The sequence below is a fragment of the Allochromatium palmeri genome, from assembly GCF_009720725.1.
GTDB classification, from domain to species: Bacteria; Pseudomonadota; Gammaproteobacteria; order Chromatiales; family Chromatiaceae; genus Thermochromatium; species Thermochromatium palmeri.
The window spans coordinates 1-13,641 of record NZ_WNKT01000041.1 but is presented as its reverse complement, the minus strand read 5'-3'; the positions used below and the strand labels follow the sequence as shown (position 1 = coordinate 13,641).

At 62.5% G+C, this 13,641-nt stretch carries 11 protein-coding genes; 4 read left to right on the top strand and 7 right to left on the bottom strand.

What is annotated here, in order from left to right; all coding sequences use genetic code 11:
- Window positions 1-37: 37 nt before the first annotated feature.
- From rng to rlmH, 3 genes are all read right to left on the bottom strand, one after another.
- Window positions 38-1,492 (bottom strand): ribonuclease G, encoded by a 1,455-nt coding sequence (rng, locus tag GJ668_RS15350; protein ID WP_186343135.1) that lies wholly within the window; start codon window positions 1,490-1,492, stop codon window positions 38-40.
- A 96-nt stretch (window positions 1,493-1,588) separates the two neighbouring features.
- Window positions 1,589-2,197 (bottom strand): Maf family protein, encoded by a 609-nt coding sequence (locus GJ668_RS15345; protein WP_155451013.1) that lies wholly within the window; start codon window positions 2,195-2,197, stop codon window positions 1,589-1,591.
- A gap of 7 nt (window positions 2,198-2,204) precedes the next feature.
- On the bottom strand, window positions 2,205-2,678 hold the full coding sequence (gene rlmH / locus GJ668_RS15340) for a 23S rRNA (pseudouridine(1915)-N(3))-methyltransferase RlmH (protein WP_155451012.1): 474 nt from the start codon (window positions 2,676-2,678) through the stop codon (window positions 2,205-2,207).
- A 241-nt stretch (window positions 2,679-2,919) separates the two neighbouring features.
- Here rlmH and tatA point away from each other — a divergent pair, with 241 nt between their 5' ends.
- From tatA to GJ668_RS15320, 4 genes are all read left to right on the top strand, one after another.
- A complete protein-coding gene (gene tatA, locus GJ668_RS15335; RefSeq protein ID WP_155451011.1) occupies window positions 2,920-3,177 on the top strand; it encodes a twin-arginine translocase TatA/TatE family subunit in 258 nt (85 codons plus the stop codon).
- 47 nt (window positions 3,178-3,224) lie between these two features.
- Entirely contained in the window at window positions 3,225-3,563 is a 339-nt protein-coding gene (gene tatB, locus GJ668_RS15330; RefSeq protein ID WP_155451010.1) for a Sec-independent protein translocase protein TatB, read from the top strand.
- Window positions 3,564-3,647: 84 nt separating this feature from the next.
- Window positions 3,648-4,826, top strand: coding sequence for an efflux RND transporter periplasmic adaptor subunit (locus GJ668_RS15325; protein WP_155451009.1), 1,179 nt, complete (start codon window positions 3,648-3,650; stop codon window positions 4,824-4,826).
- Window positions 4,823-7,984 (top strand): efflux RND transporter permease subunit, encoded by a 3,162-nt coding sequence (locus tag GJ668_RS15320; RefSeq protein WP_155451008.1) that lies wholly within the window; start codon window positions 4,823-4,825, stop codon window positions 7,982-7,984. The genes GJ668_RS15325 and GJ668_RS15320 overlap by 4 nt, the downstream gene beginning before the upstream one ends.
- An 11-nt stretch (window positions 7,985-7,995) precedes the next feature.
- Here the strand turns inward: GJ668_RS15320 and GJ668_RS15315 are convergent, their stop codons facing one another.
- The 4 genes from GJ668_RS15315 to GJ668_RS15300 form a co-directional block, all read right to left on the bottom strand.
- Window positions 7,996-9,570, bottom strand: a complete 1,575-nt coding sequence (locus GJ668_RS15315) for an AAA-like domain-containing protein (protein WP_155451007.1) — start codon at window positions 9,568-9,570, stop codon at window positions 7,996-7,998.
- Window positions 9,571-9,678: 108 nt separating this feature from the next.
- Window positions 9,679-9,936, bottom strand: a complete 258-nt coding sequence (locus GJ668_RS15310; RefSeq protein WP_155451006.1) for a UPF0175 family protein — start codon at window positions 9,934-9,936, stop codon at window positions 9,679-9,681.
- 108 nt (window positions 9,937-10,044) lie between these two features.
- On the bottom strand, window positions 10,045-11,526 hold the full coding sequence (locus tag GJ668_RS15305) for a DNA-processing protein DprA (RefSeq protein ID WP_155451005.1): 1,482 nt from the start codon (window positions 11,524-11,526) through the stop codon (window positions 10,045-10,047).
- Complete coding sequence (locus GJ668_RS15300; RefSeq protein WP_246194927.1) at window positions 11,523-13,562, bottom strand: RecQ family ATP-dependent DNA helicase; 2,040 nt, start codon at window positions 13,560-13,562, stop codon at window positions 11,523-11,525. Before GJ668_RS15300 ends, GJ668_RS15305 begins: the two co-directional genes overlap by 4 nt.
- Window positions 13,563-13,641: the final 79 nt, after the last annotated feature.

Below are 13,641 nucleotides of genomic sequence, written 5' to 3'. Positions count from 1 at the left end.
GGAAGGGACTTGGGGATGCGCTTTCCTGGACATCGCCTTAGATCAGCACGACGTCGTACTGTTCCTGCGTGTAGAGCGCCTCGGCCTGGAGCCGGATCGGACGGCCGATGAACTCTTCCAGCTCGGCCAGATGCGCCGATTCCTCGTCGAGCAGCCGGTCGACGACCTCCTGCGAGGCCAGCACCAGCAGGGTTTCGACCTCGAACTGACGCGACTCGCGCAGGATCTCGCGGAAGATCTCGTAGCAGGTCGTCTCGGCGGTCTTGATCGAACCGCGTCCGCCGCAGCAGGGACAGGGTTCGCACAGCACATGCTCCAGCGACTCGCGGGTGCGCTTGCGTGTCATCTCGACCAGACCGAGCGAGGAGACCTCGGTGATATGGGTCTTGGCGTGATCGCGAGCGAGGCATTTTTCGAGCGCGCGCAATACCTGACGCTTGTGCTCGTCCTCGGTCATATCGATGAAGTCAATGATGATGATGCCGCCGAGATTGCGCAGTCTGAGCTGGCGACAGATCGCCTGGGCCGCCTCCAGGTTGGTCTTGAAGATGGTCTCTTCCAGATTGCGATGACCGACGAAGGCACCGGTGTTGACATCGATCGTCGTCATGGCCTCAGTCTGGTCGATGACCAGATGACCGCCCGACTTGAGACTGACCTTGCGCTGGAGTGCCTTGCGGATCTCCTCCTCGACGCCATAGAGATCGAACAGCGGACGCTCGCCCTGGTAGTACTCGATGCGGCCCTGGATCTCGGGGATGTACTTGGTGGCGAAGGAGACGGCCTTGTCGACCATGGCCCGCGAGTCGATGCGGATACGCTCGACCTCGGGCGTGACCAGATCGCGCAGGGCGCGCAGAGCCAGGGCCAGGTCGTCGTGGATGAGTCCGATCTGGTTGACATGGAGGCAGCGTTCCTTGATGCCGTGCCAGAGTTTGGCCAGAAAGGCCATGTCCTTCTCCAGTGCCTCTTCGCTCACAGCCTCGGCGGCGGTACGGGCGATGAAACCGCCCTCGCCCTGATGGGCCTCGACATAGCGCAGCAGGATCTCGCGCAGCCGGCGGCGCTCGTCCTCGTCTTCGATCTTCTGCGACACGCCCGTGGTCGCCACCGCCGGCATGCACACCAGATAGCGCGAGGCGATCGAGATGTTGGTGGTCAGGCGCGCGCCCTTGGTGCCGAGCGGATCCTTGACCACCTGGACCACGATCATGTCGCCCTCGTGCACCAGCTCATGGATCTGGTCGCCGCGCGACTCGCCCGGAGTGCCGATGATGTCGGAGGCATGCAGAAAGGCCGCACGCTCCAGACCGATGTCGACGAAGGCCGCCTGCATCCCCGGCAATACGCGGCAGATACGCCCCTTGTAGATGTTGCCGACCAGACCGCAGCGCTCGGCGCGCTCGATGATGATCTCCTGCACGACACCGTTCTCGACCACAGCGACGCGGGTCTCGGGCGGGGTGACATTGATGAGAATCTCTTCACTCACTCGGTACGTCCTTCAATAGCTGGATTCTGAACATTGAAACCACAACGGCGCGAAGGACGCAAAGATGGTGTTCAAGGATTTGCTCGACGGATGTCTTCAGGGTTCGCTGTCGCCGGCGAGCAGGGCGATTCCGACGCGATGCAGCAGACGGCCGGTTTCATAGAGCGGCAGCCCCATAACGCCCGAATAGCTGCCCTGGAGATCGGCCACGAAGAGCGCGCCCAAGCCCTGGATGCCATAGCCGCCGGCCTTGTCGTGCGGCTCGCCGCTCGCCCAGTAGGCCAGTCGCTCGTGCGCCTCGATGTCGCGAAAGCGGACCTGGCTTACGCTCAGTTCGTACCAAAGCGCGTCAGCGAACGACAGCGCCACGCCGGTCAGTACCCGATGCGTCCGCCCGGACAGACGCGCCATCATGCGGAGGAAATCGGGGCAGTCGAGCGGTTTTCCCAGAATCTCGTCGTCGAGCACCACGGCGGTGTCGGCGGCCAGCACCGGGCGCGGATCATCCGGCGACACCCCGGACCGGCCCGCCCGGGCCTTGTCGATCGCCACCCGTCGCACATAGGCCTCGGGCGATTCGCCGGCGTGCGGTGTTTCGTCCACCTCAGCCGCGACCAGGGCAAACCGAACCCCGATCTGGGTCAGCAGCTCACCACGTCGCGGTGAGCGCGAGGCGAGATAGAGCGGATAGTTGATATCAGTCATATTGCAGCTACCCGGCGCGATGATAGGGGTGACCCTGGTTCAGGCTCCAGGCACGATAGAGCTGCTCAGCGAGAATGACGCGCACCAGCGGATGCGGAAAGGTCAACGCCGACAGCGACCAGCGCTCGCGCGCTTGGGCCAGACAGTCCGCCGACAGCCCATCGGCCCCGCCGACCACGAGCGCCCGATCACGTCCATCGGCCAGCCAGTCGCGCAACTGACCGGCCAGGGTCTCGGTGCTCCAGGAACGCCCGCGCTCATCGAGCACGATCACATCCGCCCCCTTGGGAATTGCCTTGAGAATCCGCCGCCCCTCTTCCTCGCGCGCCTGACGCACATTGGTGGTCTTGGCCCGATGCACCGGGTCGATCTCGACCAGATGCAGGGCGCACTCAGGCGGCAGCCGCTTGGCATATTCACGATAGCCCTCCTCGATCCAGCCCGGCATCCGCCGGCCGACACAAATCAGATGAATCCGCATGCCACCTCGTCCGACCTCAGAATCCGGTCTTTCACCAGACATTTCACAACATCATCCCCTATCCCAATGCCCGACGTAAACGCACGCCGATCGCGTCCATTCACGCCTCCGCGATTCCGTGGGCGCTTTCAGCGTCCATCCGCTTGCGTTATGATCGCCCCACTTCAATCTCAAATCCCGTCCACGTCGCCGCCATGAGCCAGGCGCGTGGCCGCAACAGACAAGCACACCGGAGAAAAACATGGGTGTCGGCGGCATCAGTATTTGGCAACTCCTGATCATCCTGGTGATCGTCGTCCTCCTGTTCGGCACCAAGCGGCTGAAGAACATCGGCGCGGATCTCGGCGAAGCTATCCGCGGCTTCCGCAGCTCCATGTCGAACTCCGACAAGGACGACGATGACAGCGCGACCATCGCCCAGTCCAACGAGGCACGCCCGACCGATTCGAGCACTCAGTCGCGTCCCGCTGATCCCACGGCCAAACAGGATCGCTCCTGAGTCGACCGTCTCGTCAATCCGCTGCCTGTCCACTGGACCTACCCTAGATGTTCGACGTTGGCTTTCAAGAACTGATTCTGGTCGCGATCGTGGCGCTGGTCGTGGTCGGCCCTGAGCGCCTGCCAAAGGTCGCGCGTGTGGCGGGCAAGTGGGTCGGGCACGCACGGCGCACGCTCGCCAACGTCAAGCACGAGATCGATCGCGAACTCAAGGCTGAGGAACTCAAAACGATCCTCGACGAGCAGTCACGCCTCAAGCCGCTCGACACCATTCTGGAAGACCCGGCTCTGACCACGCCGCGCCCTGCGCCGGCGACCGAGTCGCAGACACCGCCAAGCACCCCCGTCCCTCCGCAGGCCGAAGCCGACCGCACACGCTCATCATGACGGTGGCCCGGCGGTCGGCTTGAGTATCGCCAGCCCCGCCATCATCTTGGAGTCCCCGACCCATAGCGAGTCCAGATTCGATCCATGCTGCGCCGTATCCTGCCGATCCTGATTCTCGCCCTGGGAATCGGGATCTTCGTCGCCCTCAAGGCGACCCGTCCCGCCCCAGATCCAGTCAAACCCAGTGAACGAATCTGGCGGATCGAGGTCACCGACGTCCAACCCGCCGCCCATCATCCGATCCTGGCGCTCTTCGGCCAGGTCGAGGCACCCGATCGCCTCCAGGCCGCCGCGCCCGTGGCCGGCCGGCTGCTGGACGTCCAGGTGCGTGACGGTGATCGCGTCGCCGCCGGCGATCTGCTCGCCCAGCTCGATCCGCGCGATCTGCAACCGCGTCTGACCAGGGCGCGCGCCGATCTCGAAAAAGAGCGTCTGAAGCTGAGCCATGATCGTCAGGCGCTGGAGCAGGAGCGCCAAATCCTGCGTTTGGCACAGTTAGCGACGGAACGCGCTGAGACCGTACAGTCCAAACAGCTCGGCTCGGCCTCCAGCGTCGATGAAGCGCGCGAGCAATACGCCCGCGCCCAGTTGGCCGTGATGCTGCGCGAGCAGTCGATTGCCGAACATCCGGCACGGCTCGCGGCCCTGGAAGCGGCACTGGCCGAGGCCGAGCGCGATCTGGAGCGCGGTACCCTGCGTGCGCCCTTCGATGCCCGTATCGGCGCCGTCGAGGCCGCCGCTGGCGATCAGCTCCAGCCCAACCAGACTATCCTGACGCTCTATCCGCTCGATGGACTCTATGTCCGCGCCAAGGTGCCGGGCGTGCACAGCGAGGAGTTGCGCGCCGCACTTGCCAGCGGTCAGCAGCTGACGGCCCAGGGCTCGCACGCCGGGCGTCCGGTCACGGCGGTGCTCGAACGGCTGGCCGGCGAGGCCGATGCCCGCGGCGTCGACGCGCTGTTGCGGCTCGATCCGGCCTCGAGCCTGCCACTCGGCGCCTTCGTCGATCTGCGTCTGGAGCGCCCGCTCGCGCCCGAGACCATCGCCCTGCCCTTTTCGGCCCTGCATGGCGGGGATCGCATCTTCGCCGTGCGCGATGGGCGTTTGAAGGGGCTGCCCATCGAGCGGGTCGGTGAACTCGATACAGGCGCGGGCGAGGGCCGGGTGCTGCTGCGCGTGCCCGAGCTCCAGCCCGGCGAGCCGGTGATGATCACCCATCTCCCGAACGCCATCGACACGCTCAAGGTCGAGGTCGTCGAATGAATCCGGGTCTGATCGCGCTCTTCACCCGTCATCGGTTGCTCGCCAATCTGCTGATGGCGGGGATGCTGATTCTGGGCGCCATCAGCCTGACGCGGATGAATATCCAGTTCTTCCCGACCTTCGCGCTCGACATCATCTCGGTGAGCGTGATCTGGAGCGGCGCCTCGGCCGAGGACGTCGAGAACGGCGTCGTCACCCCGCTGGAAGAACGGCTCAAGACAGTCGATGGACTCAAGAAGCTCACCTCGACCGCTGCCCAGGGCATCGCCAGTCTCTTGGTCGAGCTTCAGGAAGACACCGACCCGCTGCTGGCGCTCGATCAGGTGCGCCAGCGCGTCGACGAGTTCCGCAATCTGCCCAAGGACGCCGAGACGCCCCAGATCAGCCGCATCTCGCGCTATGAGTCGGTGGCCCGGCTGCTGGTCTCGGGGCCGAGTCTGACCGAGCTGCGGCCCTGGGTGCGGCAGTTCGAACGTGAGCTGCTGGCGCGCGGCATCGATCGGGTCGATATCTCGGGCCTGCCCAAAGAGCGCATCGCCATCGAGGTGCCGGGACGCACACTGGAAACGCTCGGACTCTCGCTCGACGGCATCGGCGAGCAGGTCGGGCGGATCGCGCGCGACCTGCCGTCCGGGATCGCGGGCGAGGCCGATGGCGCGCGCGAGCTGCGCGGTCTGGAGCAGCGTCGCGACTCGGTCGCCTTCGAGGATCTGGCCATCGTCAGCGACGAACGCACGCTGGTGCGGCTGGGCGACGTGGCGACCATCGTGCGCGAGGCACGCCCGGCAAGTCTGACCCTGGCACCCATCGCGGTCGGTCTGGACAAGGAGGCGCTGGAGGACACGCCCGCAACGGTGGAACTCCTGGTGCAGCGTGCCGAGCAGGGCCATTCGCTCAAGGCGGCGCGGATCTTCGACGACTGGCTCGCCGACACCCGCCCGACCCTGCCGCCGGCCATCGAGCTGACGGTCTTCGATGCGCAATGGGAGGTCATTGCCGACCGCATCGATCTCCTGATCCAGAACGGACTCCAGGGTCTGACCCTGGTGCTGGTGCTGCTGTTCGTCTTTCTGCCGGGCCGGGTCGCCTTCTGGGTGGCGATGGGCATTCCGACCGCCTACATGGCCACGCTCGCCCTGCTCTGGGCCTTCGGCGGCACCATCAATATGATGAGCCTGTTCGGGCTACTGCTCACGCTTGGCATCATCGGCGACGATGCCATCGTGGTCGGCGAGCATGCCGAGACGCGCTTCCGTCAGGGGCTGGCGCCGGCGGAGGCGGCGATCGTCGGCGCGCAGCGCATGTTCTGGCCGATCGTCGCCTCGGGCATGACCACCATCGCCGCCTTCCTGCCGCTGATGCTGGTCGGCGGCATCATGGGCAATATCCTCGGTGACATTCCCTTCGTCGCGATCATGGTCCTCGCGGCCTCGCTGCTGGAGGTCTTTCTGGTCATGCCGATGCATCTGCGTTCGGCCTTCGAGCATCATCGCGACGCCGTCATCCCGCGCTGGCGCCAGCGGGTGAACGCCGGATTCGACCATTTCCGCGACCAGATCTATCGGCCCATGGTGGTCTGGGCGCTGCACTGGCGCGGGGTCACGGTCAGCCTGGTGGCGGTGTTCATGTTGCTGGCGATCGGTCTGCTGATCGGTGGACGGGTGCCCTTCGTCTTCTTCCCCACACCCGAGTCACAGGTGGTCTTCGCCAACGCGACCTTCGTCGCGGGCACCCCGCGCGCACAGACGGCCGAGTTCCTGACCGAACTGGAACGTTCATTGATTGCGACCGAGGAACGACTCGGTGGCGGGCTGATCGAGTCGGCGGTTGCCCAGCTCGGCACCACGGTTGCGGTCGCGGCTGGCGGGGGCGCCAGCGGCGATCAGCTCGCCTCGATTCTGGTGCAGCTCGCGCCCTCGGAGTATCGCACGGTGCGCAACGAGCAATTTCTCGCCGCCTGGCGCGCGAATACCCGGATGCCGGCCGGGCTGGAGAGTCTGGTCGTCTCGGCGCGTCGGGCCGGGCCGCCGGGCCGCGATCTCACGATCCGGCTCATGGGCGACGAGGCCAACCGGCTCAAGTCCGCCGCGCTCGAACTGGCCCAGAGCCTGGAGAGCGTTCCAGGGGTCTCGGACATGGTCGACGACATGCCGTTCGGGCGCGAGCAGCTCATCTATCGTCTGACGCCGGCCGGACAGGCGCTCGGCTTCACCACCGAGTCGCTCGGACGCCAGTTGCGCGCGGCCTTCGATGGCTATCTGGCACAACTGGTCCAAGTCGGACAGGACGAGCTGGAAGTGCGGGTGCTGCTGCCGCGCGCCGAGCGTGTCCGGCTCAACGCGCTGGAACAACTGCTGGTGCGTGCGCCGGATGGACGGTTCGTGCCCCTGACCACGGTCGCGGCCTGGGAGACCCAGCGCGGCTTCGAGGCGCTGCGTCATGCCGACGGACGGCTCGCAGTCGAGGTCTCGGCCGACATCGACCGTGCGCTGGCCACGCCCGACAACGTCCGCGAGGCGCTGGAGCGCGATTTGCTGCCGCGTCTGGTGTCGCACTACGGCATCGACTACAGCTTCGAGGGCCGTGCCGCCGATCAGCGCGAGACGCTCGGCGACATGCGTCTGGGGCTGATCCTGGGACTGGTGATGGTCTATATGATCCTGGCGGCGGTGTTCGGGAGCTGGGGCTGGCCGCTGGTGGTGATGACCGCCATTCCGCTGGGCTTGGTGGGCGCGATCGGCGGGCACTGGCTGCTGGGGCTGGATCTGACGCTGCTGTCGCTGTTCGGGCTGTTCGGGCTGTCCGGGATCGTGGTCAACAATGCCATCATCCTGGTCAGCATGTATCACGAGCTGCGCGAAGAGGGGATGGAGAGCGATGAGGCGCTGGTCGAGGCGGCGGTGTCGCGTCTGCGCGCGATGCTCCTGACCTCGGCGACGACGGTGGTGGGTCTGGGGCCGCTGATTTTCGAGACCAGTCTTCAGGCGCAGTTTTTGATTCCGATGGCGGTGTCGCTGGCGTTTGGGGTGGGCTTTTCGACCGTGCTGGTGCTGGTCTTCACACCGGCGCTGTTGTCGCTGCATGAGAGTGCGCATGGGCGGCTGGCGCGAGGTTGGGCCTGGCTCAATGGGCGACAGGTTCGTCAGCAGCCCCTTTGATAGCGGTTGTCTCAGGCGCGAATCAGGGTGACGCGGCGTCCGTCCGGGGTGTGCTGCTCCAGACTGGTGGTGCGCGCCTCGATCGGCGGCTGCCCGGAGCGACGGTCGAAGATCACCAGCCAGCCGGAGTCCAGGCCCAGACCGGCGAGATAGGCGTCGAGCTGCTTCAATCCATCGTCGAGCGGGTCGGGCCGTCCGTCGCGCCAGACCTTGAGTTCGATCCCCAGGGTCAGAGCTCCATAGCGCAGACACAGATCCATGCGTCCCGAACCGATGGCGTATTCGCGTTCCAGGCTGCCGATGCCGTTGGTGACGCGATGCAGAAAGGCCATCAGCACGAGATGCGGGGCGATCTCGTGATAGGGCGCACTCTTGAGCAGCGGTTCGCCGTGTTGACGCCAGAAGGCGAGGAAGGCGGCGAGCAGGCGTTCGGCATTCAGTGAACCATTGGGATCGAGCCAACTCGGTGTGATCGCCGGCAGCGAGGCTTGGGGCGTGAAGGCGAGCGAGCGTGGCAGCACCTCGCGATAGATGGGATTGGCTATGATCAACCCACGTCCCGGTGCCTGACGGCACAGACCCAGATCGAGCAGATACTCGATGTCTTCCTCAGGCACCTCGCCCAGCGCCGAACCGGCCAGCATCGGCTCGATGATCCGGCGCACGCGCGGTTCCTGGAGCTTGTGAGCGAGCTGATCGAGATGGGTGACGCGCTCGACGATCATCGACTCCTTGGCCTGTTCGATGAGATCGAGCGTGACGGGTCGGCTCCGGTCGCGGCCTTCGCGCAACTCGAAGCAGGCGCGATAGGCCAGCGCATTGACCAGCCACGGCTGGCCCAGGGTCAGTTCCCAGACCCGGTCGAGCGCCTCGGGCGTGAACACCTGGCCGGTCTCGGCGGTGTGCTCCAGCAGCAGTGTGCGTACCTCGTCGGCGTCGAAGTCACCGAGCCGCAGGGATTTGGCCTTGATGTTGAAGGCGCTGCCGCCGGTGATGGGGGCGGCCTCGGAACTGGCGTAGATGCGATAGTCGCGCAGATCGCGCACGCCGCACAGGACGACGGTCTGCGGAAAGGCGTTCGGGCGCTGGGTGTAGCCGGCGCGCAACTGACGCAGCAGGCTGATCAGGGTGTCGCCGACCAGGGCGTCGACCTCGTCGAGCAGGAGCACCAGCGGTTGCGGACTCTGCTGGCTCCAGGTCTCCAGCAGGCTGTTGAGCATTCCGTCGGCGCCACGGGTTGTCAGTGCGGTCTCGTTCCAGTCGAAGAGGCGGTCGTCCCCGATGTAGAGACGCGCGGCGGCGGCGATGGTACCGCAGATGGCGCGCATCGCCCGTGCGACGTCCTCGCGCGCGGTCTGGGCGATTTCGAGATTGGCATAGACGGCTCGATAGCGTCCCTCGCGGTTGAGGTGTTCCATCAGTGCCAGCAGGCAGCTCGTTTTGCCGGTCTGACGCGGGGCGTGGAGCAGGAAGTATTTCTTCTGGTCGATCAGGGTCAGGATGGCGTCGAGATCCCAGCGCGAGAGGGGCGGCAGATGGTAGTGATCCTCGGGGCGGATCGGGCCTTCGGTGTTGAAGAAGCGCATGGCGGTGACTCGTGGTGATGCCGGAATCTGATTGATCGTCAACAATGTTGATTTGAGCCATGCGCCGTCCGCGTCGGTCGTCGACCAACGAGCAGTCGGCGACCAGAATCACACTCTGGCTTCTGAAATCAGATGCATCTCGCGCAGGAGTTCGTCTCGCGTGGTATCGATGACCGAAATGCGTTCGCGCTTGCAGGTGGCGATGAATGCATAGAGATCCAAGTTGGCTAATTCAGCGGCCTTGGCCAAAGAGAGGTGACCTTCTTTGAAGAGGGTTAGCGCGTAGGCCAGGCGCATCTCCTTGGCAATGGCTTGCTCGGTTTGCATCCCTACGAAATCCTTGGGAAGGTCGATGGCAATCTGCATTCTAGCCTCCAATCAAGCGTCTTTATTTATAAAGAACGCCAGCTTTTCAAAGCCAAACTCAACCCTATCGGGGCGAAAATAAATCACCGAGCATTTAATTCAACTCAATTACGTACCTAAAAAGCTATTTGACCTTGATCGCATTTGATTCGATCCATTCGATCCATTTGATTCTTGCGCTTCATCGCTGAATAAAGATTTTTGTGATTTAGCTACGTAGCGTACCGGCCTATTCAGCTTCTCCACTTTTCCATCTTCAACAAGACGCTGCAACCATGCTTTGGCCTGCTGATTTGAGACATCCAGCGCTGCGGCCACTTCGAAATCTTTCATTTGCTTGCACAAGAGGTTTTCAATCGCTTCCTGAACAGATGAAAAGAGCAATTCAGCCGGGGTCAATTTTGGCCGCGGTGGCTCGTTAGTTTCTGAAGCTGACGCTACCGCTCCCGATTCAACTGATGGATGCCTTTCTGGCGCTGCTGCCAGTGGCAGCGTATCCGAGACGATTTCAGCAGGTGTTAACGGCTCGATCTCATTCTTAGCAACTAGAGTGGTATTGCCTAGCACAGTTGTCTTGGGCGTGGTGTCGGCTGACTGCGATTCATCAAACAGCGAAAAACCAACCTGTGGAGAAACGGTTGCAGACGGCACCTGCACGTTGAAAACTTCAGCAAAAGAATCGACGTCTTGCGGGTTCGGCCAGGGAATTGCTCCTTTCTTTCGCAGGGCGTCTAGTCCAGCAGATGATTCACCAATTGAGCGGACAAATACAGTGACAAACTTAAGCTTGTCGAGCTGCTCGACGGCACCGGCCCAGGTTCCCCCTTTCTTGAAGTCGGAATTCATCACCAGCGATGCTTCCGCCAATGCATAGATTAGTTTGTTTCGCTGCATGGCATTGCCGACGTTGAAACGGGCGCTAGGGTCATAGGGCGAAATCAGCACTAGTTGACCATTGAGCAGCAGGTTGCGGTGTTCACGGTTCATGGCGGTCTTTTCCAGGCTGTCTGCCAGAACGCCACAGACCTTGCCACCCGCTTCAAGCGCACCACGCATGGCGGCCTGATCAATGCCTTTGGCTCCACCTGACACGATCATCCTGCCCGCCCGTGCAGCTAATCGCCCAACGGAAATGGTGTCGTCAAGCAGTGCGTCATCCACATGGCGCGAGCCGACGACTGCAAGCCCTCCGGTTTCGAGCAAATCTTTGTCGCCACAGCCGTAGAGAACAGCCGGTGCATTTTCACGAAGGCGAGCTTTCAAGCGACGCGGATACTCGGCGTCGGCACGGCTGACCACCCAAATGGCACGTGCCTGCCAGCGCTCGATCACCTGGCTCAACAGGAATCCGCGTCCCAACAGTCTCTGCATTCGGCTTTCGTCGATGACCGGCTGGCAAGCACGCAGGATCTCAACCGCATCTAGCGAGACTAGATCCGCTGGCTGATGCTGAATCTCGCGCAAGTGGCGGGCGAGGCGCGTGTATTCACCTGGCGATAGCAGATCGGATGACGCAGTGCCACGCCCGGCAATGAGTGGTGCGGTCAGCAGCAGGATCGCCTGGGTGTTGGGTGAAAGGATTGGTTTCATTCGTCGTGCCCTGCTTCTGAGAGGGCCATTGGCCACACTACGCCACTACCGCTCTTGCGGAGAAGCCACGCCGACACCGTCAGCGTCCACCGCGAATCGACCATGTCATCAATCAGGAGAACCGGGCTAGGTGGAATAGGCTGGCCATTAAGTGCCAGCGAGCCATCAATGTTACGCGCCTGCTGTGTACTGTTTGCCATCGTTTTCTGTTCTGGCCTTGCGTCGGTTTTTGCGATAACCATATGGAAAGTCAGCCCCAGTGCAGCAGCCAAGCGTTGCGCGAAATTCGGTACCAAGTCGGGATGCCGCAGCGATGGAACGCAGGTCACCCAGGTCGGAGTTGGTTGCGGATTCCACTCCCGGAGCATCTTCACACAGGCTGCAACCAGGTCATCGGAAAAGTGGCCATCGTGGTATTTGCCCTGTCGAACCAAGCCGCCCCAGCCAGCGTCGCCCCAGACGCATAGCGCTTTGCCGGAATTGGCCTGATGGGCGGGTGCAATGGATCCCTTGACGCCGTACTTGGGCATCCCACCGTCGGGCCACTTCTTGCGCGGCTGGATCGGTAAGCTGGTTCGACGAAGAAATGCAATTGCGGCTTTGACCAGTTCGGTATTCACGGTTGTAGGCAGTGGCGGTAAGGCCGGATCCGTGACAACGCTTGGGTCGCCGTCGAGCGCGCCAATCAGAAAACCCATGTGCTCACCAAACGAAAGACTTACATAGTCCTGCATCTGCTGATGCTCGTCTCGGCGAAGCGCGGTGAGACGTTCCGCCCGATCCCAAAATGCTTCGCTCAGCGTTGCCGCTGTGAGTTGCCACTTGCTGCCTTGCTTGGCGATGGGTGCCGGTGCTTCGAGCGAGAGCAGCGCAATCGTCTTCTCAATGCGCCCCTTACTCAGATTGACTCGGCTAAGCAGTTCAGGGACGGACAAGCCGTTGGGCTCTTCTTCAAGTGTCCCAAGGACATCAGCGACTTCCTTTCGGGTAGGGAACGCGCTCCGGATAAACCAGTCCGTGATGTCAGACTCTTCTTGGCCACTGAGAAGCACCCCATAGGCGGAGTCCAGCGCACGTCCTGCGCGACCAACCTGCTGGTAGTAGGCAACCACCGAGCCTGGCGTCTGGTAATGAATGACAAACGCCAGGTCGGGCTTGTCATAGCCCATGCCTAAGGCTGTCGTGGCAACCAGCGCTTTGACCTGGTTATTGAGCAGCGCTTGTTCAAACTGTTCGCGACGATCACCGGTTTCCCCGGTGTAGGACTCCACGTTAAAACCTTGGATCTTCAGCCATTCCGCTACTTGATTGGCATCACGGACTGTTAGCGTATAGATAATGCCATGGCCTTGCAGCGCTTTGAGCTGCTCCGCCAGCCATGCAAGACGCTCGGCTTGGCTGGGCAGACGAATCGTCTGCAAAGAAAGTGAAGTGCGATTGAGATCACCCCGCAACACTTCAAGCTTTGGTCCAAACACCGCAGAGAGATCGTCCATCACCCTGTTGTTCGCCGTCGCCGTAGTAGCGAGGAGTCGCAGATTAGAAGGCAGTGTCTTGACGATGCGTTCCAGCAATCGGTAGTGAGGACGGAAGTCATGCCCCCAATCGGAAATGCAATGCGCCTCGTCAATGACCAGTAGAGAAATTTGTCCGGCGATACCCGCTAACACCTGGGTGCGGAAGCGCTCGTTTGCCAGGCGCTCGGGCGAGATCAGCAGAATGTCGATTTCTCCCTTGGCTAGCCTGCCCTCGACTGCCGTCCAGTCGTCCATGTTGTCGGAGTTGATCGTAGCGGCACAAACCCCCATCCGCTCTGCCGCAGCGATCTGGTTACGCATCAGCGCCAGCAGCGGCGAGATCAGCAGAGCGGGGCCGGCACCCGATTTCCGCAGTAGCTTGGTCGCGATGAAGTATACGAAGCTTTTACCCCACCCGGTCTTCTGAACAACCAGCAAGCGGCCTTTGCCTTCGACGGTCCAACGAATAGCATTTTCCTGGCCATCACGGAAATTTGCATTAGGAAGCCCCGAACCCATCCTAAGTACTTTCATTAAAAAAATTAAACAGATGAAAACGCAATTTTATATTCAGATCCATAACCATCAATAATTTCAC